At 30.5% G+C, this 20254-nt stretch carries 20 protein-coding genes; 11 read left to right on the top strand and 9 right to left on the bottom strand.

The features are described 5' to 3' along the window. Nucleotides 1–37 precede the first annotated feature (37 nt). Both BLU40_RS14630 and BLU40_RS14625 read left to right on the top strand, forming a co-directional pair. Nucleotides 38–961, top strand: coding sequence for a sterol desaturase family protein (locus BLU40_RS14630; RefSeq protein WP_090125213.1), 924 nt, complete (start codon nucleotides 38–40; stop codon nucleotides 959–961). A 45-nt stretch (nucleotides 962–1006) separates the two neighbouring features. Then, complete coding sequence (locus BLU40_RS14625) at nucleotides 1007–1267, top strand: DUF1456 family protein (protein ID WP_090125210.1); 261 nt, start codon at nucleotides 1007–1009, stop codon at nucleotides 1265–1267. A gap of 32 nt (nucleotides 1268–1299) precedes the next feature. Here BLU40_RS14625 and BLU40_RS14620 read toward each other — a convergent pair whose 3' ends face one another. From BLU40_RS14620 to mnmA, 4 genes are read right to left on the bottom strand one after another with little or no spacing between them, the layout of a single operon-like run. After that, nucleotides 1300–1938: a SanA/YdcF family protein gene (locus tag BLU40_RS14620; RefSeq protein ID WP_090125207.1), complete on the bottom strand. Its 639-nt coding sequence runs from the start codon at nucleotides 1936–1938 to the stop codon at nucleotides 1300–1302. Next, the gene (locus BLU40_RS14615) at nucleotides 1932–2867 is read right to left on the bottom strand and encodes an NAD(P)H-dependent flavin oxidoreductase (protein WP_090125205.1); all 936 of its coding nucleotides are present in this window, start codon (nucleotides 2865–2867) and stop codon (nucleotides 1932–1934) included. Before BLU40_RS14615 ends, BLU40_RS14620 begins: the two co-directional genes overlap by 7 nt. Further along, nucleotides 2868–4508 (bottom strand): S8 family serine peptidase, encoded by a 1641-nt coding sequence (locus BLU40_RS14610; RefSeq protein WP_245729956.1) that lies wholly within the window; start codon nucleotides 4506–4508, stop codon nucleotides 2868–2870. A 39-nt stretch (nucleotides 4509–4547) separates the two neighbouring features. Beyond that, nucleotides 4548–5735 carry a tRNA 2-thiouridine(34) synthase MnmA gene (mnmA, locus tag BLU40_RS14605; protein ID WP_090125203.1) on the bottom strand — a complete coding sequence of 396 codons (1188 nt, stop codon included), beginning with the start codon at nucleotides 5733–5735 and terminating at the stop codon, nucleotides 4548–4550. A gap of 97 nt (nucleotides 5736–5832) precedes the next feature. Between mnmA and BLU40_RS14600 the strand changes: the two genes are divergently transcribed. Beyond that, nucleotides 5833–6471: a DUF2238 domain-containing protein gene (locus BLU40_RS14600; RefSeq protein ID WP_090125200.1), complete on the top strand. Its 639-nt coding sequence runs from the start codon at nucleotides 5833–5835 to the stop codon at nucleotides 6469–6471. A gap of 69 nt (nucleotides 6472–6540) precedes the next feature. Here the strand turns inward: BLU40_RS14600 and BLU40_RS14595 are convergent, their stop codons facing one another. Next, nucleotides 6541–6732, bottom strand: a complete 192-nt coding sequence (locus BLU40_RS14595; protein ID WP_090125197.1) for a cold-shock protein — start codon at nucleotides 6730–6732, stop codon at nucleotides 6541–6543. A 268-nt stretch (nucleotides 6733–7000) separates the two neighbouring features. Between BLU40_RS14595 and BLU40_RS14590 the strand changes: the two genes are divergently transcribed. Continuing rightward, on the top strand, nucleotides 7001–7978 hold the full coding sequence (locus BLU40_RS14590) for a fasciclin domain-containing protein (protein WP_090125194.1): 978 nt from the start codon (nucleotides 7001–7003) through the stop codon (nucleotides 7976–7978). An 88-nt stretch (nucleotides 7979–8066) separates the two neighbouring features. On the opposite strand, the gene BLU40_RS14585 is transcribed toward BLU40_RS14590, so the two are convergent. From BLU40_RS14585 to BLU40_RS14570, 4 genes are read right to left on the bottom strand one after another with little or no spacing between them, the layout of a single operon-like run. Continuing rightward, nucleotides 8067–8942, bottom strand: a complete 876-nt coding sequence (locus BLU40_RS14585) for a DUF2167 domain-containing protein (protein WP_217633405.1) — start codon at nucleotides 8940–8942, stop codon at nucleotides 8067–8069. A 56-nt stretch (nucleotides 8943–8998) separates the two neighbouring features. Next, nucleotides 8999–9832: a sulfurtransferase gene (locus tag BLU40_RS14580; RefSeq protein WP_090125191.1), complete on the bottom strand. Its 834-nt coding sequence runs from the start codon at nucleotides 9830–9832 to the stop codon at nucleotides 8999–9001. Between the two features lie 26 nt (nucleotides 9833–9858). Continuing rightward, the gene (locus tag BLU40_RS14575) at nucleotides 9859–10530 is read right to left on the bottom strand and encodes a toxin-antitoxin system YwqK family antitoxin (protein WP_090125187.1); all 672 of its coding nucleotides are present in this window, start codon (nucleotides 10528–10530) and stop codon (nucleotides 9859–9861) included. Nucleotide 10531: 1 nt separating this feature from the next. Beyond that, a complete protein-coding gene (locus BLU40_RS14570) occupies nucleotides 10532–10969 on the bottom strand; it encodes a heme-binding domain-containing protein (RefSeq protein WP_090125185.1) in 438 nt (145 codons plus the stop codon). 210 nt (nucleotides 10970–11179) lie between these two features. Here BLU40_RS14570 and BLU40_RS14565 point away from each other — a divergent pair, with 210 nt between their 5' ends. The 7 genes from BLU40_RS14565 to BLU40_RS14535 all read left to right on the top strand — a co-directional run bounded on the left by BLU40_RS14565 (nucleotide 11180) and on the right by BLU40_RS14535 (nucleotide 20188). Next, nucleotides 11180–11749 (top strand): hypothetical protein, encoded by a 570-nt coding sequence (locus tag BLU40_RS14565; RefSeq protein ID WP_090125182.1) that lies wholly within the window; start codon nucleotides 11180–11182, stop codon nucleotides 11747–11749. Between the two features lie 58 nt (nucleotides 11750–11807). Continuing rightward, nucleotides 11808–13151 (top strand): adenylosuccinate lyase, encoded by a 1344-nt coding sequence (gene purB / locus BLU40_RS14560; protein ID WP_090125179.1) that lies wholly within the window; start codon nucleotides 11808–11810, stop codon nucleotides 13149–13151. A 13-nt stretch (nucleotides 13152–13164) separates the two neighbouring features. Then, nucleotides 13165–13536, top strand: coding sequence for a hypothetical protein (locus tag BLU40_RS14555; RefSeq protein ID WP_090125176.1), 372 nt, complete (start codon nucleotides 13165–13167; stop codon nucleotides 13534–13536). 3 nt (nucleotides 13537–13539) lie between these two features. Next, nucleotides 13540–14394: a TerC family protein gene (locus BLU40_RS14550; RefSeq protein WP_090125174.1), complete on the top strand. Its 855-nt coding sequence runs from the start codon at nucleotides 13540–13542 to the stop codon at nucleotides 14392–14394. Nucleotides 14395–14570: 176 nt separating this feature from the next. Next, nucleotides 14571–15872, top strand: a complete 1302-nt coding sequence (locus tag BLU40_RS14545; protein ID WP_090125171.1) for a TolC family protein — start codon at nucleotides 14571–14573, stop codon at nucleotides 15870–15872. 46 nt (nucleotides 15873–15918) lie between these two features. Further along, complete coding sequence (locus tag BLU40_RS14540; RefSeq protein ID WP_090125168.1) at nucleotides 15919–16989, top strand: efflux RND transporter periplasmic adaptor subunit; 1071 nt, start codon at nucleotides 15919–15921, stop codon at nucleotides 16987–16989. A gap of 1 nt (nucleotide 16990) precedes the next feature. Continuing rightward, nucleotides 16991–20188 carry an efflux RND transporter permease subunit gene (locus tag BLU40_RS14535; RefSeq protein ID WP_090125165.1) on the top strand — a complete coding sequence of 1066 codons (3198 nt, stop codon included), beginning with the start codon at nucleotides 16991–16993 and terminating at the stop codon, nucleotides 20186–20188. The last annotated feature ends 66 nt before the right edge of the window (nucleotides 20189–20254 follow it).

Below are 20254 nucleotides of genomic sequence, written 5' to 3'. Positions count from 1 at the left end.
GCTTACATTGTGGGTTTAAATAATTTTAAATCAATAAATGGATTTTACAAACCCTTTAGTGTATGGAGTTCCTTGCTTCTTAGCTCTAATTTTACTAGAATTAACCTATAGCAAAACTCATAACAAAAAAAACTTATACCAGTGGAAAGATTTAGGTGCAAGCTTTTTTATGGGACTTGGTTCTGCAATAATTGCCCCGTTAATTAAAACAATTTCCGCTATTGTTATTTTTAATCTTGTATTTGATTTTTTTAATCCTGAAATAAATGGAATTAGAACTAACATTTTTGGCTGGGAATCATTTGGTTATGCTTGGTACATTTGGATAGCTTGCCAAATTTTAGACGATTTTACGTATTACTGGTTTCATAGAAAAAACCACACAGTACGTTTTCTTTGGGCAGCACATATTGTTCACCATTCATCTGATAATTACAATTTAGGAACGGCTATTAGAAATGGTTGGTTTACTATTTTATACAAACCTTTATTTTATATGTGGATTCCTGCTATTGGTTTTAGACCAGAAATGGTAGTAGTTTGTTTAGGTATTGAAGCTTTATGGCAATTTCAATTACATTCTGTTTACATTCCAAAACTTGGTTTTATTGAAAAAATATTTAACACGCACACTATGCACCAAGTCCACCACGCAAGAAATGTAGAATATATGGATAAAAATCATGGTGGGTTTTTAAATATTTTTGATAAAATTTTTGGTACTTGGAAAGAGCTAGACGAAACTATTAATATTGAATATGGTGTTACTAAAGCACCAAACTCTTATAACCCTTGGGTTATTCTTACGCACGAATATAAAGACATTTGGAACGACACTAAAAAATCTAAAAACTGGTATCATAAATTTATGTACACATTTGGTGCACCAGGTTGGAGTCATGATAACAGTACGCAAACTGTAAAACAAATGCAATTAGAACTAAAACAACAAAAGGATTAATGCTATTTATTAGATTTTTATTTTATAAAAATTTATCTTTGCCCTATGGGATTAACAAATAACGACGTTTTTAAAAAACTTAGAGTAGCACACAAATTTCGTGATACAGATATTATTGCAATTTGTAAATTGGTAGACTTTAAAGTAAGTAAAAGTGAGCTTGGCGCTATATTTAGAGCTGAAGACCACCCAAAATATATGGAATGTGGAGATCAGTTTTTACGTAATTTTTTAAACGGATTAGTCATTCACTTAAGAGGCCCAATGCCTCCAAAAAAACAGAAAAACAACGATCATAAAAAATAAAAAAAAGGCTAAACATAATGTTTAGCCTTTTTTTATTTTATTTCTATTTTTTCACCTAAAAACTTAGGTTTCTTAAAAAGTAAAAAGTCTAAAAACACTTTTACTCTTGCAAATTTTTCTCGTAAATTAGTTTTAAAACCATATCTGCTAGATACATTTTTCGCATTATAACCTATAGCATTTATTCCCTTAGCTCTTGCAATGTATACGGCTCGCTCGTTATGAAATTTTTGAGATATTACTATAAAATCTGTTAAGCCAAAAATTTCTTTGGCTCTAACCATAGAATCCAACGTTCTAAAACCTGCATAATCTAAATAAATTTTATTTTCAGGAACACCTAAAGCTATTAAATCATTTTTAAAAGTTGAAGGTTCATCATAAGTTTTAGTACTATTATCTCCACTAATTAAAATAAATTCTATTTTATCAGCTTTATATAATTCATATGCAGCATTTAACCTGTATTTATAATACAAATTAACATTGCCATTTGTTAGTATTTTTGAAGTTCCTAAAACAACTCCTACTCTATGCTTTGGTACATTTTCAACTTTAGAATATAAATGTTCTTGCGTAGTTTCAGCAATTAAATAACTGCATAATATAACAGCTACACAACAAAATATAAAAAACCTAAAAGCTAATCTTAGTGTATTTTTTTTTAGCATAAAGACTTTTTTACACTTTCAAATTCTGAAATAATTTCTTCAAAAATTTGAGCAACTGGTTTAACTTTGTGAATTAACCCTGCCACTTGACCAATTTCTAATTCTCCTTCATCTAATTCTCCTTCAAACATTCCTTTTTTTGCTCTACCTCTTCCTAGTTTTTCTCTAATTTCTTCAACAGTTGCTTTATTTTTGTAAAGCTCTTGTAAATCGTTAAAAAATTTATTTTTAATTAAACGAGCCGGCGCTAATTCTTTTAGAGTAAGATAGGTGTCACCATCCTTTGTTTTAACCACTTCATCTTTAAAATTAATGTGTGCCGATGATTCTTCACTTGCCACAAATCTACTTCCCATTTGTACGCCATCTGCTCCTAAAACAGTTGCAGCTAACACACCTCTTCCTGTTGCAATTCCTCCGGCGGCTATAACTGGTATAGTTAACTTTTCTTTTACCATAGGTATTAAAGTTAAGGTTGTAGACTCTTCTCTACCATTATGTCCACCTGCTTCGAAACCTTCAGCAACAACAGCATCCACACCAGCCTGTTCAGATTTTAATGCAAATTTTACACTGCTAACAACATGCACAACAGTAATTCCTTTTTTTTGCAAATATGAAGTCCAAGTTTTTGGGTTACCTGCTGAAGTAAAAACAATTTTTACACCTTCATCAATAATTATTTGCATAACCTCTTCAATATTAGGGTACAACATAGGTACATTTACACCAAAAGGTTTATTAGTTGCTTTTTTACATTTTTGAATATGCTCTCTTAACACATTTGGATACATAGATCCTGCTCCAATTAACCCTAATCCGCCTGCATTACTAACAGCTGAAGCCAATCTCCAACCACTATTCCAAACCATTCCACCTTGAATAATTGGATATTTAATACCCAAAAGGGTAGTTATTCTATTGCTCATTTATTTTTTTAAAACTTTTATTGCTTTTACCTCATCTCCATATTTCACTTGTGCCATATACATACCTTTTGGAAGGTGCGCTAAAGAAAGTGATTGCTTATTTTTAGAAACGATACTAGTTAATTGTCTTTTTCCTAATAAACTATAAATAGAAATTTCTACTTCTGAAATTCCTTTAGGAAATTTAATATTTAAATTATCTATAATTGGGTTTGGATACAATGTTAATCCTTCTTCTAATATAACATTATCTTTAAAATTAAGTGTATTAAATACAGATTCAAAATTTGGAATTCCATAACCTTCATGATTGTTAGGAGTAGCATATAAATGTGCAGATTCTTTTACTAACTGAATAATCTCTGCATTTGTTTTATCTGGAAATGCTTGCCATAAGCAAGCTACGGCACCAGCCATTATTGGAGATGAAAACGAAGTTCCGTTTGAGGTTGCTACATTTCCGGCTGTATTTATAATATATGCTCCTTGTCCTTGTGCACAAACATCTGGCTTTGTTCTATTGTCTGCAGTTGGTCCATACGAACTAAAACCTGCAATTGTTCCTGCAGAATTTACAGCTCCAATTGTTAATACAGATGGTCCATCAGCCGGAGCATTTAAATAGGGCCAATTATATCCTTCTGCATCAAGTCCTTCATTTCCAGCAGAGTTAACAATAATCATTCCTCTAGAAAATGCGGCCTCCGCACCACGTGTAATAAATGCCGTATTACCATCCATTTGACTATATTGATAGTTATGATTTGTATTATCGAAAAATACAGAATACCCTAAACTTGAATTTACAACATCTACACCCAAACTATCTGCACGTTCAACAGCTTCAACCCATAAACTTTCTTCTAATTTAACTTCAACAGGAGAATTTTCAGAAATAAATAAATAGAATTCTGCATCTGGCGCAGTACCTACAAAATCTACTGTAGCACCATTTTCACCATTTTTTAGATAACCTGCAATTGTGGATAACACTGCTTGCCCGTGATAATGACCAGTTTCATATGTATTACTTCTATTCACAAAATCATAACCTCCTAAAATTCGACCTTCATTTATTACTTTATCAAAAGCCTTTAAATTACTAAGATTTGGAAAACCAGCGTCTACAACTGCAATTAACATTCCTGTTCCAGTAAAATCATTTTCGTGCAAAACATTTCCTTTAAACATGTTTATTTGATTTCCTGCGTTACCATACGTATAAGTAGTTTGGATATCTAATTTTTTATTTTGCTTTAGTTGCTTATTTGTTTTGCTTCCACTTGATAAGCCAGCAAACTCAATAGAACTAACAAAAGGAAAACTTAACAACGCATTAATATCTGTTTCACTTCCTTGTATATGAAGCGCATTTAACCATTTAGAACGTGCTTTTACAGAAATACCGGTAGCACTTGCTATAGCAGCAACATAAGTCGCTTCGATAGGAGTATCTTTTATGTCAAACGGTATGTTATGCTTAATACGTCTATCAATTGAACGTTGTGTTAACATTGTTATAGGTGCAGCAATAAAACCTGCTGAGCTGGGTTTATCTGCAAAATACACCCAAGCATCTTCTTGCGCATAACTTTTAACAAATGAACATATAAGAATTAGTAGTAGTAATTTTGTTTTCACTTTTTTAATTTTAAGTTAAAGTTCTAATTTACAATATTTTTACGATATTACTCCAGAACCTATTAATTCATCTTTTAAATACCAAGCAGCAAATTGTCCTTCAGTAATTGCAGATTGAGGGTTTTTAAACTCAACATACAATCCTTTTTCAACTTTATATATTGTTGCCTCTTCTAATTTTTGACGATATCTAATTCTTGCTTCTACATTTAGATTAGCTCCATTCTCTAAAGCTAGATCTTCTCGAATCCAATGTAATTCTTCATTAGAAATAAACAACACATTTCTATACAAACCTTTATGCTGTTTACCTTCACCTGTATATATTACGTTCTCATTTACATCAGTTTCAATTACAAACAATGGTTCTTTCATTCCTCCAACAGCCAAACCTTTACGTTGCCCTTTGGTAAAATAATGAGCTCCTTGATGTTTTCCTACAGTATTTCCATCTGCTACTGCATATTTATACTTTGTTGCTAAAAATGCTAACTCTTGTTCCTTATTATTAAAACTTGGCAAAACTCTGTTATAAATAGGAGAATTGTTTGGTATTTTAACTATAATACCCTCTTTTGGTTGTAATTTTTGTTGAAGAAACTCTGGCAATCTAACTTTACCAATAAAGCATAACCCTTGAGAGTCTTTTTTATCTGCAGTAATTAAGTCTTGCTCCGCTGCTATTTTTCTAACTTCTGGCTTTGTTAATTCACCTATTGGAAACAATGCTTTAGCTAATTGCTTTTGAGATAACTGACATAAAAAATAAGATTGATCTTTATTATTATCTACACCTGCCAACAATTTATTAACTGTTACTCCATTTATTTGTTCTTCTCCTTTTCTACAATAGTGTCCTGTAGCAACGTAATCTGCTCCTAAATCCAATGCAATTTTCATAAAAACATCAAATTTAATTTCTCTGTTACATAAAACATCTGGATTAGGAGTTCTTCCTTTCTCGTATTCATCGAACATATAATCTACAATACGATCTTTATATTGCTCACTTAAATCAACAACCTGAAAAGGTATTCCTAGTTTTTCAGCTACAATCATAGCATCATTACTATCTTCAAGCCAAGGACATTCATTAGAAATAGTTACAGAATCATCGTGCCAATTTTTCATAAACAGTCCAATTACTTCGTAACCTTGTTCTTTTAACAAATAGGCTGCCACACTACTATCTACTCCTCCAGACAAGCCAACTATTACTCTTTTCATTAATAAAATTTTAGTTTGCAAAGATAAGCATTCCTATTCTGAAGAAAAAGTTAATTTTATTATTGAAAGTTCACTATTTTTGACAAAAATTTAATCTATGACATTTAGTATTGCAACCTCTAAACACAGAATACCATTACTTAAAAATTACCTGCTATTATTTTGCTTATCGAGTTTCGTTATATTTTGGCTATCGACTCTTTTAGGAACTACAGATTTAGCCAATTGGTTTTTAGAAAACACACTGGTTATTATATTTTTAGCTGTTTTAATTTCAACATATAAAAAATTACAATTTAGCGATTTAAGTTATTTGCTTATGTTTATTTATTTAATAATGCATGTGTACGGATCTAAATATACCTATGCTGAAAACCCGCTAGGTTTTTGGTTGCAAGATTTTTTTGATGCTTCGAGAAACCATTATGATAGAATTGTACATTTTAGTTTTGGGTTTTTATTGGCATACCCAATGCGAGAATTATTTTTAATAGGTTTTAAATTCAAAAAATGGGTTTCTTGGTTACTACCCATAGAAATAACTTTATCTGTTAGTGCTTTTTATGAATTAATAGAATGGGCTGTGGCTGACATATTTTTTAAAGAGCAAGGTGCTGCTTATTTAGGTACTCAAGGAGATATTTGGGATGCGCAAAAAGATATATTTTTAGCTTTTACTGGAGCTATTATTGCAACTACACTTGTTTCAATAATTAAAAAGATTGCGAAAAAATAAAAATAAGACATGAAAAAAGCCTATCAAAATTGATAGGCTTTAAGATCTTAAAATGATAATAGTTATATATTATAAAACTTTTACATTTACTGCGTTCATTCCTTTTCTTCCTTCTTGTAAGTCGAATTCTACTTCATCACCTTCTCTAACTTCATCAACTAATCCAGAAATGTGTACGAAATACTCTTTGTCTGAACCTTCTTCTTTAATAAATCCAAAACCTTTTGTTTCGTTGAAGAATTTTACTGTTCCTTTGTTCATTATTATTACTTTATAAATTTATATTGATGCAAATATACTCTTTTCTAAACACTTAGACATCTTTTTACATCAAAAATAAAATAATTTTAATTGAACACAAACAATAAGGTCCTTAAACCTTGGTATCACTATGAAAATGAGATTTAAAAAATTACATTTTCTGGTTAAAAATTATATCAAAAATATTTTTTGTTTATCTTTTTTTTAAAAAACATAAACAATTTTGTTTATTTTTTTATATATTTGCTTAAACAAAACTACTAAAAACATGAAAAAATTACTTAATTACGCTTCAATTCTATTTATAGTTTTAACTATAACGACCTTTACATCTTGTAATGATGATGATAATAATGATCCTATTATACCGGTATCTAATACAATTGCCGATTTTGTTGTAGCTAACTCTTCAAACTATAGTAGCTTATTAGCAGCCTTACAACAGGCCGACTTAGTTACTACTTTAAGCGGAACTGATAACTTTACTGTTTTTGCTCCAGATAATGCAGCTTTCAGTAAATTTTTAAGCGATAATGGATTTGCAAGTTTAGAGGATGTACCAACAGATATTTTAAAACAAGTTTTATTAAATCATGTAATTAGTGGTGTTGTAAAATCTACAGATTTATCTACCGGTTATGTTTCTACACTTTCAACTGCAACACCTAATATGGAAAACATTAATATGTTTGTTAATACTACTGGAGGTGTAATGCTTAATGGAATATCTTCTGTAACAAATGCTGATAATATGGTAGATAATGGAGTAATTCATTTAGTAAATGAAGTTATAGCTTTACCTACAGTTGTTACTTTTGCTGTAGCCGATCCAACATTCTCAATTTTAGTAAGTGCTTTAACAAGAGACGATCAACCTGATTTTGTAAGTACGTTATCTACTGCAGACGGAACCTCTCCTGCCCCTTTTACTGTATTTGCCCCAACCAATGATGCCTTTGCCGATTTATTAACAGAATTAGATGCAATGAGTTTAGATGATGTTGGTACAGCAACATTAACAGCAACTCTAAACCACCATGTAGTTGCAGGTGCTAACGTAGTTGCCTCTAGTTTAACTGATAATATGATGGTTACAACTTTAGGAGGAGACATTACTGCTAATGTAACTGGTGGCGCAACATTAACTGACGCTAACAATAGAGTAAGTAACATTATTGTTACCGATGTGCAAGCATCAAACGGTATAATACATGTAATAGATAAAGTGGTTTTACCTCCACTATAATATTAATTTTAAGTTTGGTTAAAAAAAAACCTAATTCTTTTAAATACAAGAATTAGGTTTTTTATTATGTTTATTTCTTTTTTGAAGTTTACTCAGACTTAAATATCTTTTTTCTCAAAGCTCCAAAAGCACCAACTACTGCAATTGCTATAATTTTCCAAAACTTTAATAACCCTGCAAAAACACCAGCTTTTGCTAACATTTTACCTGCAATTAAACCTCCAATTCCATAAGCGGCGACATTATCTACACTTGCATCAAAATCGGCATATGCATACCCTTCATTAAATTCTACACTATTTAAAATTGTATCTATATCGCTATTTAATAATGGTAAAACTTCCATATCTCCAATGGCGTTTAAATTTAAATAACCTTCTCTACCTAAAACTCGAATATTATAATTTAAGGTATTTACTTCGTAATTTTCAAACTTTAACTCTTTAGCCCAATGTAGTTTTTTGTTTTCTTTATCGTAAAATGGTGGAGAAGCCCAACCAAGTAATTCTATTTTCTCATAGCCTTCTTTAACTCTTTCTTTATTATACAATTCTGTATCATTCTGCATTTCTTCAAGCAAATCGTCATAATCAATATCTTCGGCATCATCATCTTCAATATAACCATCGGCAGAATAAGTTACCTCAACAGCGTACGTAAAATTATCGCTCATTGGGCTAATATCTTTTGGAAACAATAAACCTAATACTTCACTTGGTGGATTTCCCCATAAATCGGTTAAAACATATGCACTTTGTTCTGCATTTAAAAATTTATAGCCTGAAGGAATATTTATGGTAGCAATACCATTTAATAAGTCTACAGTATCATATTCATAATTGAAAGACTTTTCAATACTGTCAATTTTTTGTTGGTAAATTTCGTTAGCAATTTTTAACGAATCGATTTGAGAATACATTATTCCACACACAAAAAGAGCAATAACAGGTAATAGTTTTTTCATAGAATTATATTTTAATCAAATATAAAACGAAATTTAAAGATGTAAAATGATTTTTATCAACTCTCTTTTTCTACAGGAAACTTAGTACCTGCTCCCCACTCTACCCACGAGCCATCGTACAACGATTTTTTATTATCCAAAACTAAATCACTTGCCAATAAAATTATACAAGCCGTAACACCAGATCCACAGCTAAACACCAAATTATTGTTTGCTAAATCTAACTCATTAAAAATGCTTTTTAATTGTGATTTAGGCTTCATTTTTCCGTTATCAAGAACATTCGAAAATGGTAAATTAATGGCGTTTGGAATATGACCACTTTGCATATTAACTCTAGGTTCCGGAAGTTTACCTGTAAATCTGCCATTACCACGAGCGTCAATAACTACTTCTTTTTTACTAGCTATATTTTCTAATACAAAATTTGAATCTTTTATATTTTCTATATTAAAATCTGCTTCAAAATTCCCTTTTAACAAATTTTCCTCTTGTTTATAACTTGCACAAGGTAAACCTGCATTTTTGTAGGCAGATAAACCACCATCTAAAACTGCTACATTTGTATGTCCCATAGTTTTAAACATCCACCAAACTCTTGGACTTAAATAAATGCCTAAGTTATCATACACAACTATAATACTGTTTTTATTTATACCTAGTTGTTGACATTCCTTCGTAAATTTTTCTTCGGAAGGAAACATATTTGGAATATTACTTTCAGTATCTACAAATACTTTTTCTGAATCAAATATTCTTGCTCCTTTTATTTTTTCTCCAAGAAACTCTGCGGTTAAATTTGCTTTATTACTTAAAGGACTCGCATCTAATATTATAAGATTTGGATTAGATAATTCATTTTTTAACCAATTAACAGAAACTAGATTCATAATTTATTAAAATATTTATAATGTTATTATTGTCCTTGATTCCCTTTTTTTGAAGGTTCACCATCAATATAAAAAAACCAATCATCTAATTTCTCATCATTTTCATAAGTTCCTTCATAAATTAAATCTCCTTTTTCATTGTAAAATTTAGCGTATCCATTTAGTTTACCTTCAACATAATTAACATCGTCTAAAACTGTTCCTTTTTTTGTGAAACGTTTTACGCTACCGTGTAATTTTTTATTTTTATAATGAACAATTTCAGCAGTTTTACCATTAGGGTAGTACGTAATAGACTCACCGTTTAACAATCCGTTTTTGTAACTTTCAAAAGAAAGTAAAGATTTTCCATCTGCTTGATAATACACCCATTTCCCAGTTCTTACTTTCCCATCCATTTGTCCTTCACTTTTCAAAATTCCTTTTTCAGTAAAAAATTTAACCGTAGCTATTGAACTGTTTTCTTTAAAAGTTTTTATTGCTATTGGATGCTTAGAACTGTTGATACTATAATATTTAAAAACACCCACTTCTTTACCAGCCAAAAATTGACCGGTATAACGTACTCTTTTATTCGGGTAGTATTTTTTCCAAACTCCTGTACGTTTTCCATTAGCATCTAATTTATTAAGTGAACTTTGTGCAACACTTGAAAAACTAATTAATACCGATAAAATAATTGCAATTTTAAATTTCATTTTAGTCAATTTTTATTGTTTTAATCCAATTTTTTAAAACTTCTATTTGCTCTTTAGTTAAAGTAGCTTCTTTATGCATAATTAAATAACTTTTTAAAGGCATTTGATGTTTATCTAAAACTTCATCAAAATTACTTAAAATATGTTCTTTTTGAAATTTATTATAAGAAGTCCATTCAGAAAAATTTAAATACTCTTTTCCTTCATTTACGTGTGATGCTAAATACCAAGAAACAGGAGCAATTTCGCTATACCAAGGATATACAGTTAAATTCGAATGACAATCGTTACAAGATGTTTTAAGAATTTGCTTTACATTTTTTGGTGTTTCGACAACTGTAGAAATATCATTCTCGTAGTTTTTAGATTCATTTTTTGTTGGCCTAACAAACTGAATTAATAGTAACACAACTAACACACCTAAAACAATTTTTTTCATAAATTCACATCTTATAATTACAACGCTAAAATAACTATCTTTAATTATTAAAGGTAGTATTTATAAAACACTTTTAAATTAATATAAATATGGGGCTTTCAAACTTTTGGTATTACACTTTAGTTGCAGTAGTTATTTTACACGTTCTTATTGCCTTCGGGTACTTAATGTACAAACTTTCTATTCCTAAAAAAAAGAACAATAAACAAGATGAGTAAAAAGCTAGTTATAACTGAATTAGAAAATTTAGGAACAGCTCATAGAGCAAACCGAGAAAGAGTTAGAAACTTTATTTTTGACAATCCTGATTTACTTCCACATTTAATTGATATTGTGTTTGAAGTTGACAATAAACTATCTATTAAAGCAGCTTGGGTTTTAGAACTTGTTTGCGAAAAACATTTAATTTGGCTACTCCCATACATCAATATATTTACTTCAAATATTCACAGAGCTTATTTAGACAGTGCTGTAAGACCGTTATCTAAAATTTGCAATTTTATTGCTAAAGAATACAATAAAAAAACAGACAACCCAATTAAAAAAAATCTTTCAAAAAAACATATTGATAAAATAATTGAAACTGGTTTTGATTGGATGATTAGCAATCATAAAGTAGCTGTAAAGGCCTATACTATGAATGCACTTTACATCTTTGGAAAAAACTCTGATTGGGTTCACAATGAGTTAAAACTAATCTTACTTCAAAACATTCCAAAAGAAACTTCAGCCTATAAGTCGCGCGGTAAGATTACGGTAGACCTTATAAACAAAAAATAAAACTATAAATTTTGGCTTAATTTCATTAATTTCGCATTTTTCAACACAAAACTAACAGATGTCATTAACAAGTTTAAACGCTATTTCTCCCATAGATGGAAGATATAGAAGTAAAGTAGAAAGTTTAGCTCCTTTTTTTTCTGAAGAAGCATTAATAAAATACAGAGTAAAAGTAGAAATTGAATATTTTATTGCATTGTGCGAAATTCCATTGCCACAATTAGTAAATTTCGATAGCTCTCTTTTTCCTCAGTTAAGAGCTATTTATATAGATTTTACTGCGGAAGATGCTCAAAAAGTAAAAGATATTGAAAGCGTAACTAACCACGATGTTAAAGCTGTTGAATATTTTATAAAAGATAAATTTGACGCTTTAAGTTTACAGGCTTATAAAGAGTTTATCCACTTTGGTTTAACTTCACAAGACATTAACAATACAGCAACACCGTTATCTATTAACGATGCATTTGACATTGTTTATTACCCAGAAATTGCAACTTTAATTGAAAAATTAAGACAACTTGCAACTGCTTGGGCAGATGTGCCAATGTTAGCACGTACACACGGTCAACCAGCTTCTCCTACTCGCTTAGGAAAAGAAATATTGGTTTTTATAGAGCGTTTAGAGCAACAAATTAACCAATTACAAAATGTACCTTATGCAGCTAAATTTGGTGGTGCAACTGGTAATTTTAATGCTCATAAAGTTGCTTACCCAAACATAGACTGGAAAGAATTTGGAACAAATTTTGTTGAAAAAGTATTAGGTTTACACCACTCTTTTCCAACAACACAAATAGAACATTACGATCATATTGCTGGTATATTTGATGCGCAAAAACGTATAAATACTATCTTAATTGACTTTAACAGAGATATTTGGACATATATCTCTATGGATTATTTCAAACAAAAAATTAAAAAAGGTGAAGTTGGTTCTTCAGCTATGCCACATAAAGTAAATCCTATAGACTTTGAAAACTCTGAAGGAAACTTAGGTATTGCAAATGCATTGTTTGAACACTTAGCAGCAAAATTGCCTATTTCTCGTTTACAACGTGATTTAACAGATTCTACTGTATTAAGAAATGTTGGTGTTCCATTTGCCCACACAATTATTGGGTTTACTTCTACGTTAAAAGGTTTGAATAAATTATTAATTAATGAAGCTAAATTTGCTGAAGATTTAGAAAACCATTGGGCAGTAGTTGCTGAAGCAATTCAAACTATTTTACGTCGTGAGGCATATCCAAATCCATACGAAGCTTTAAAAGGTTTAACTAGAACTAACGAAAAAATTACGCAAAAATCTATGGCAGATTTTATTGATAGTTTAGAAGTTTCTAACGAAATTAAAACTGAATTAAAAGCAATTACACCAAGTAATTACACAGGAATTTAAAAATCAATTCAATATGAAAAAGATTGCACTAATACTTTGTTTTATTACACTAATTATAAGTTGTAAAAACGAACCTTTAAGTCCAGATAGGTTTAAATCTGGCACATTTGAAATACCTGAAGGTAAAGGTTATGAAAAAACGGTAATTATTAGGCAAGATTCAATTCAAATTGAAAAATACGAAGATAGAATAGATACTTTATCAATAGCTTGGAAAAACAATTTTGAATACACTTTAAAAATGTTAAACCCAAAAACAGCTATTGATGAAGATCCTATTTATGTTAAAATTACCAATATTGAAAAGGATTCTTATGAGTTTGAAGCAGTAATTGGTCATTCTAACTTTGTTCAGAAAGGAAAATTAATAAAAACTTCAAAATAAACTATGGAAATATTTTTACAAGCTGATGCTTGGATAGCGCTGTTAACGCTAACCTTTTTAGAAATTGTACTAGGAATTGACAACATTGTTTTTATTTCAATTGTTTCTAATAAATTAGAAGAAAAAGATAGACCTAAAGCTAGAAATATTGGTCTGCTTTTAGCAATGTTTTTTAGAATTGGATTACTTTTTGGAATTTCTTGGGTTTTAAGATTGCAAACTGTACTATTTGAAATTGACACAAGTTGGTTAAAAGCAGGTATTACTGGTCAAAGCTTAATAATCTTAGCCGGAGGAATATTTTTATTATACAAAAGTGTTGCTGAAATTCACCATAAATTAGAAGGAGAAGAACAAAGCGCATCTTCAAAAGCTAGTAAAACAATAACAAGCGCAATTATTCAAATTGTAATGCTAGATTTAGTATTCTCATTTGATAGTGTGTTAACAGCAATTGGATTGGTTAGTTTTGATGCTGCCCCTGTTGGTTTTGGTTATTTTGGAGGAATGGCAATTATTATTACGGCAATTATTATTTCAATTATAATAATGCTTGTATTTGCTGGACCTGTTAGTAAATTTGTTAATGAACACCCAACAATTCAAATACTTGGTCTTTCATTTTTAATTCTTATTGGAGTTATGTTGTTAGCAGAAGGTTCTCATTTAGCTCATTTCGAATTCTTTGGAAATGCTGTACACAGTATACCTAAAGGTTATTTATACTTTGCTATTTTCTTTTCTTTATTTGTTGAATTTATAAACTTAAGAATGAAAAAAGGTAAAAACCCTGTAGTGCTTAAAAACTCAACAATTATTGATGATAAATTAAAAGATACTAAAATTTTAGATAAATAAATTCTATTTAATAGAAAATAAAAAGAGCCTGATAATTATTTATCAGGCTTTTTTATTAACTTTAATGTGCTAACAATTTAATACAACGTTATAAATGTTACATAACACTGTAATGTTTATTACAACATACTGCTGTTGCCTCTTTTACATTTGCAATAAACTAAAAAGGCAAAAAAATGCGAGGAAAATATGTTTTATTAGCCAGTATACTACTTACATTACAAAACGTAGTGGCTCAACAAACTATATCGTTAAACGATATTATGCTAAAGGTTTCAGAAAATAACCACACTATAAAAATTTCTGAACAAGATTATAAGGCTGCAAAGGCCGACTATAATCAAACAAATTCAATTTTATTACCAAACGTTACAGTTTCACATTCGGGCATTACAACTAACAATCCGTTAATGGCATTTGGTTCTAAATTAAATCAGGAAATTTTAACTGCAAACGATTTTAATCCTGCTTTGTTAAACGATCCAGACAACATAGAAAATTTTACCACAAAAATTGAAGTATTGCAACCAATTTTTAATGCAGATGGTATTTATATGCGTAAAGCTGCAAAAGCAAAAATGAACGCTATGCAATTACAAACAAATAGAACTGCCGATGGTATTAAACTTGAAGTCGCAAAAGCATATATGCAATTACAACTAGCATACAAAGCTGTTGAAGTACTAGAAAAAGCAAAAGAAACTGCTTTAGCAAACAAAAAAATAGCTGACAATAATTTTAAACAAGGTTATATGCAAAAAGCAGATGTATTATCTGTTGAAGTATATGTTTCTGAAGTTGAAAACCAATTGTTAACGGCAAAAAGTAATATTCAAAACGCATCAGATTATATTTATTTTTTAATGGGTGAAACTTCTAACACTACATTAAAACCAAATTCTGAATTAATCTCTGAATTAAACTTAGATGTTTATAACAATCAAATTTCAACAACAAGAGCAGATATTGAAGCTTTAGAAAAAAGCACAGAAGCTTACAAAAACATGTACAAGGCTTCAAAAATGAGTTATTTACCTAGATTAAATGCCTTTGGAAGCTATGAGCTATACGATGATAAAATTTTTAATGCAGATGCAAAAGGTTATATAGTTGGGGCACAATTATCTTGGAATTTGTTTGATGGTTTTAAACGTATTGGAAAAACTCAAAAAAACAAAGCTAATTTAGACAAAGCTCAATTGAGTTTAGATCAATATAAAAACAAAAGTAACTTAGAGTTTAACAAAGCAAAGCGCCAATTAAAAGATGCCGAAAATAGTATGAATTTAACTAACCTAGCAGTTGAACAATCTAAAGAAGCGTTACGTATTAGAACAAACCGTTTTAAACAAGGCCTAGAAAAATCGTCCGATTTACTAATTTCTGAAACACAATATTTACAGAAACAATTAGAATATTTACAAGCCGTTTTCAATTATAATTTTACTAAAACGTACGTAGAATTTTTAACAAAATAAGTCAATACACTTCAACTATAAATTAAACATCGAAAATTTCTAAAAAATGAAAAATATATCAAAATTATTAATTGTAGCAATACTACTAGTTGCTGCTAGTTGTGGAAAAGAAAAAGCTACTACTATAGATAGCAGACCAACTGTTAATGTAAAAGTAAGCACTCCTGGAAATGAAAACGGAACATTTATTTCTGCAAGTGGTAAGGTTGAAGCTGTACAAAATGCCAATTTAAGCACTCGTAATATGGGGTATGTAAATAATGTTCATGTAAAAGTTGGGCAAAAAGTTAGAAAAGGGCAGTTATTAGTAAGCATTAATAGTGCAGATATAAACGCTCAAAAAGCACAAGTTAATGCTTCTATAACTGAAGCTTCTGCAGCTTTAAAAAGTGCAGAAAAAGATTACAATCGTTTTAAAGCGTTGTTTGAAGATAATAGTGCATCTCAAAAAGAAATGGACGACATGACTGCCAATTACGAAATGGCTAAAGCTCGTGTTGAAGCTGCTACACAAATGAAAAATCAAGTAAGTGCACAATTGTCATATTCTAACATTACAGCTCCTTTTAGCGGTGTAGTTACAGGAAAATTTATAAACAAAGGCGATATGGCTAATCCTGGAATGCCTTTAATTAGTATTGAAACTCCTGGCAAATTTCAAGTAATGGCAATGGTGCCTGAAAATGAAATTACCTCAATAAAAAATGGTGCTACAGTAAATGTATTGATAAAATCTACAAACACTATTTTAAAAGGAAAAGTTACTGAAATTAGTACTTCAGCAAAAAATACTGGAGGACAATATTTAGTAAAGGTAATTTTAGATAAAAGCAATGTTAAATTATTATCTGGAATGTTTGCTTCTGTTCAGTTTCCAACAGAAAAAAGTAAAGAAGCTTCAACAATATTAATACCAACTTCTGCAATTGTTAAAAGAGGTGAATTAAACGGTGTTTATGTGGTAAGTTCAAGCAATACAGCTTTATTGCGTTGGTTACGTTTGGGTAAAGAATTTGGAAATAAAACAGAAGTTTTATCTGGCTTGTCTGCTTCAGAAAAATTTATACTATCCGCTGAGAGTAAATTAATAAACGGTGCTAAACTAAACATTCAATAAGATGAAAGAAGGATTAGCAGGAAGTATAGCCAAGGTATTTATCAATTCTAAACTAACCATTTTATTAATGGTAATGTTTATGGTAATTGGTATAGGTAGTTCGTACTTGATTCCACGTGAAGAAGAACCTCAAATAGATGTTCCAATAGCCGATATTTTTGTAAGATATCCTGGAGCAAGTCCGCAGGAAGTAGAATCTCGTGTAATTAAACCTTTAGAAAAAATTGTTTCAAACATTAAAGGAATTGAATATGTATATTCAACTTCTATGAATGAACAAGCAATGTTAATTGTTCAGTTTTATGTTGGTGAAGATATTGAACGTTCGTTTGTAAAATTATACAACGAAATAATGAAACATATGGATCAAATGCCACAAGGTGTTTCTATTCCATTAGTAAAAACACGTGCCATTGATGATGTACCAATGTTGGCTTTAACATTGTGGAGCGAAAATTACGACGATTACCAATTAAAACAAATTGCTAGTGAATTAACTAGTGAAATTGAAAAGATTAATGATGTTGCTATTACCAAACAAATTGGTGGTAGAAACACGCAAGTTAGAGTTGTTTTAGACAAAGATAAAATGGCTGAAAGTGGTGTTGATTTATTGAGTATTACACAAAAAATTCAAGCCAATAATCAACAATTAACTTCGGGAAGTTTTGATTCCAATAACACTGAATATTTAGTAAATACAGGAAATTTTATTCAAACTGTTGAAGATGTAGAAAATTTGGTGGTTGGTGTACAACAAAATCAACCTGTTTATTTAAAGCAAATAGCTTCAGTTGTTGAAGGACCAGAAATTCCAAAAGAATATGTTTCTTTCGGTTTTGGAAAAGCAAACAAACAATCTGAAACATACAATTCAGAATATCCTGCAGTAACCATTTCAATAGGAAAAAGAAAAGGTGCTGATGCTATGAAAATTTCAGAAAAAATATTGACTAAAGTTGAATATTTACGTCAAGATTTAGTTCCTGATGATGTTCATATTACAACCACAAGAAATTACGGTGAAACTGCTTCACACAAAGTTTCGGAATTATTAATGCACTTAATTGGTTCAATTTTAGCAGTAACAGTTGTTGTTATGTTAGCAATGGGCTGGCGTGGTGGTTTGGTCGTATTTTTATCGGTACCAATTACATTTGCAATGACGTTGTTTAGCTATTATATGCTAGATTATACGTTGAACAGAATTACATTATTTGCACTAGTATTTGTTACCGGAATTGTGGTGGATGACTCCATTATTATTGCCGAAAATATGCATAGGCATTTTAAAATGAAACGCTTGCCGTTTAAGCAAGCTGCACTATATGCGATTAACGAAGTTGGAAACCCAACCATTTTAGCAACATTTACAGTAATTGCTTCTGTTTTACCAATGGCGTTTGTATCTGGTTTAATGGGACCTTATATGAGTCCAATGCCAATTGGAGCTTCAATTGCTATGATAATTTCGTTATTTGTTGCTTTAACAATTACACCGTATTTAGGGTATTATATTCTACGTGAAAAAGAATCTCAAGAAGATAAAGAAGAGCAAGGTTTAGAGACTTCAAAAATCTACAAGCTTTATAATAAATTTGAAAAACCTTTAATTGAAAACAAAGCAAAACGTTGGGGATTTTTAGGCTTTACTACCATTTTATTATTAGCTTCAATGGCTTTATTTTATACAAAAGGTGTAGCTGTAAAAATGTTACCGTTTGATAACAAAAATGAATTTCAGGTAGTAATTGATATGCCAGAAGGTAGTACGTTAGAAAACACATCAGCAGTAGCTGGTGAAATTGCAAACTATTTATCTCAAAGAACTGAAGTTGATAATTACCAAACGTTTGTTGGTACCTCTGCTCCTATTACGTTTAACGGATTGGTTCGTCATTACGATTTACGTGGAGGCTCTAATATGGCAGATATTCAGGTCAATTTAGTTGATAAATCACTACGTTCAGAGCAAAGTCACGATGTTGCTAAAAAACTACGTGCCGACATTCAAACTATAGGAAAAAAATTCAACGCCAATGTAAAATTGGTTGAAGTTCCTCCAGGACCTCCAGTACTTTCTACTATTGTTGCTGAAGTGTATGGGCCAGATTATGAAACGCAAATGGATATTGCTAAACAGCTTCGTTCTATTATTGAAACTACACCAGATGTAGTTGATGTAGACGATATGGTGGAAGCAAATCAAACGGAATATAATTTTGTTATAGACAAGGAAAAAGCAATGTTGAATGGAGTTGCACCTCAACAAATTGTGCAAACATTGAATATGGCTTTATCTGAAAATCCAATTTCAACTTTATACAAAGAAACTGCGAATGAACAAGTTGCTGTTGTATTGGCTTTAGATGAAAAAGAAAAATCTTCAGTAAGCGATATCAAACAACTAAAAGTTATTTCACAAATGGGAATTGCAATTCCTGTGGGAGATTTAATTAAAGTTGAAGAAAAAACTCGAGGAAAAGCTATTTACCGTAAAAATCAAAAACGTGTTGTTTATGTATTAGCTGATATGGCTGGTGAATTGGAAAGTCCTGTATATGGAATTTTAAATATGAGCGATAGATTGAGTGAAATAAAAGTGCCTGCTGGTTATAAATTAAACGAAGAATTTAACCAACAACCAACACACGAAGATGATTATACTGTAAAATGGGATGGTGAATGGCAAATTACTTTTGAAGTATTTAGAGATTTAGGAGCTGCATTTGCAGTAGCTATTTTTGTAATTTACTTGTTAATTGTTGGTTGGTTCCAAAACTTTAAAGCACCATTGGTAATGTTAGTGGCAATTCCTTTAAGTTTAGTTGGTATTATTTTAGGACACTGGATTATGGGAGCTTTCTTTACAGCAACTTCTATGATTGGTATGATTGCCCTTGCCGGAATTATGGTTAGAAACTCGGTATTATTAATCGACTTTATAGAACTTCGATTAGAAGAAGGAATTCCTATTAAACAAGCTGCTATTGAAGCTGGAGCTGTGCGTACAACTCCTATCCTACTAACTGCTGGTACTGTTGTAATTGGTGCATTTGTAATTTTATTCGATCCAATTTTCCAAGGTTTAGCAATTAGTTTAATGGGTGGAACAATAACTGCTACGGTATTAACTTTATTGGTTGTTCCGTTAGTATACTATATGACTGAAAAGCATAAATATAAAGATAGAGAGTAATCAATTATTGTCATTCTGAATGAAGTGATAACGAAATGAAGAATCTCATACCAAAGATTCTTCACT

The sequence above is a fragment of the Lutibacter oricola genome (genome assembly GCF_900106565.1).
GTDB lineage: Bacteria > Bacteroidota > Bacteroidia > Flavobacteriales > Flavobacteriaceae > Lutibacter > Lutibacter oricola.
The sequence above is the reverse complement of the archived record's forward strand: the minus strand, read 5'-3'. Positions and strand labels throughout refer to the sequence as shown.

What these genes read in the sequence shown, in the direction of transcription:
- BLU40_RS14630 (WP_090125213.1), top strand. Translation starts at nt 38, where the DNA reads ATGGATTTTACAAACCCTTTAGTGTATGGAGTTCCTTGCTTCTTAGCT.
- BLU40_RS14625 (WP_090125210.1), top strand. Translation starts at nt 1,007, where the DNA reads ATGGGATTAACAAATAACGACGTTTTTAAAAAACTTAGAGTAGCACAC.
- BLU40_RS14620 (WP_090125207.1), bottom strand. Translation starts at nt 1,938, where the DNA reads ATGCTAAAAAAAAATACACTAAGATTAGCTTTTAGGTTTTTTATATTT.
- BLU40_RS14615 (WP_090125205.1), bottom strand. Translation starts at nt 2,867, where the DNA reads ATGAGCAATAGAATAACTACCCTTTTGGGTATTAAATATCCAATTATT.
- mnmA (WP_090125203.1), bottom strand. Translation starts at nt 5,735, where the DNA reads ATGAAAAGAGTAATAGTTGGCTTGTCTGGAGGAGTAGATAGTAGTGTG.
- BLU40_RS14600 (WP_090125200.1), top strand. Translation starts at nt 5,833, where the DNA reads ATGACATTTAGTATTGCAACCTCTAAACACAGAATACCATTACTTAAA.
- BLU40_RS14595 (WP_090125197.1), bottom strand. Translation starts at nt 6,732, where the DNA reads ATGAACAAAGGAACAGTAAAATTCTTCAACGAAACAAAAGGTTTTGGA.
- BLU40_RS14590 (WP_090125194.1), top strand. Translation starts at nt 7,001, where the DNA reads ATGAAAAAATTACTTAATTACGCTTCAATTCTATTTATAGTTTTAACT.
- BLU40_RS14585 (WP_217633405.1), bottom strand. Translation starts at nt 8,942, where the DNA reads ATGAAAAAACTATTACCTGTTATTGCTCTTTTTGTGTGTGGAATAATG.
- BLU40_RS14580 (WP_090125191.1), bottom strand. Translation starts at nt 9,832, where the DNA reads ATGAATCTAGTTTCTGTTAATTGGTTAAAAAATGAATTATCTAATCCA.
- BLU40_RS14575 (WP_090125187.1), bottom strand. Translation starts at nt 10,530, where the DNA reads ATGAAATTTAAAATTGCAATTATTTTATCGGTATTAATTAGTTTTTCA.
- BLU40_RS14570 (WP_090125185.1), bottom strand. Translation starts at nt 10,969, where the DNA reads ATGAAAAAAATTGTTTTAGGTGTGTTAGTTGTGTTACTATTAATTCAG.
- BLU40_RS14565 (WP_090125182.1), top strand. Translation starts at nt 11,180, where the DNA reads ATGAGTAAAAAGCTAGTTATAACTGAATTAGAAAATTTAGGAACAGCT.
- purB (WP_090125179.1), top strand. Translation starts at nt 11,808, where the DNA reads ATGTCATTAACAAGTTTAAACGCTATTTCTCCCATAGATGGAAGATAT.
- BLU40_RS14555 (WP_090125176.1), top strand. Translation starts at nt 13,165, where the DNA reads ATGAAAAAGATTGCACTAATACTTTGTTTTATTACACTAATTATAAGT.
- BLU40_RS14550 (WP_090125174.1), top strand. Translation starts at nt 13,540, where the DNA reads ATGGAAATATTTTTACAAGCTGATGCTTGGATAGCGCTGTTAACGCTA.
- BLU40_RS14545 (WP_090125171.1), top strand. Translation starts at nt 14,571, where the DNA reads ATGCGAGGAAAATATGTTTTATTAGCCAGTATACTACTTACATTACAA.
- BLU40_RS14540 (WP_090125168.1), top strand. Translation starts at nt 15,919, where the DNA reads ATGAAAAATATATCAAAATTATTAATTGTAGCAATACTACTAGTTGCT.
- BLU40_RS14535 (WP_090125165.1), top strand. Translation starts at nt 16,991, where the DNA reads ATGAAAGAAGGATTAGCAGGAAGTATAGCCAAGGTATTTATCAATTCT.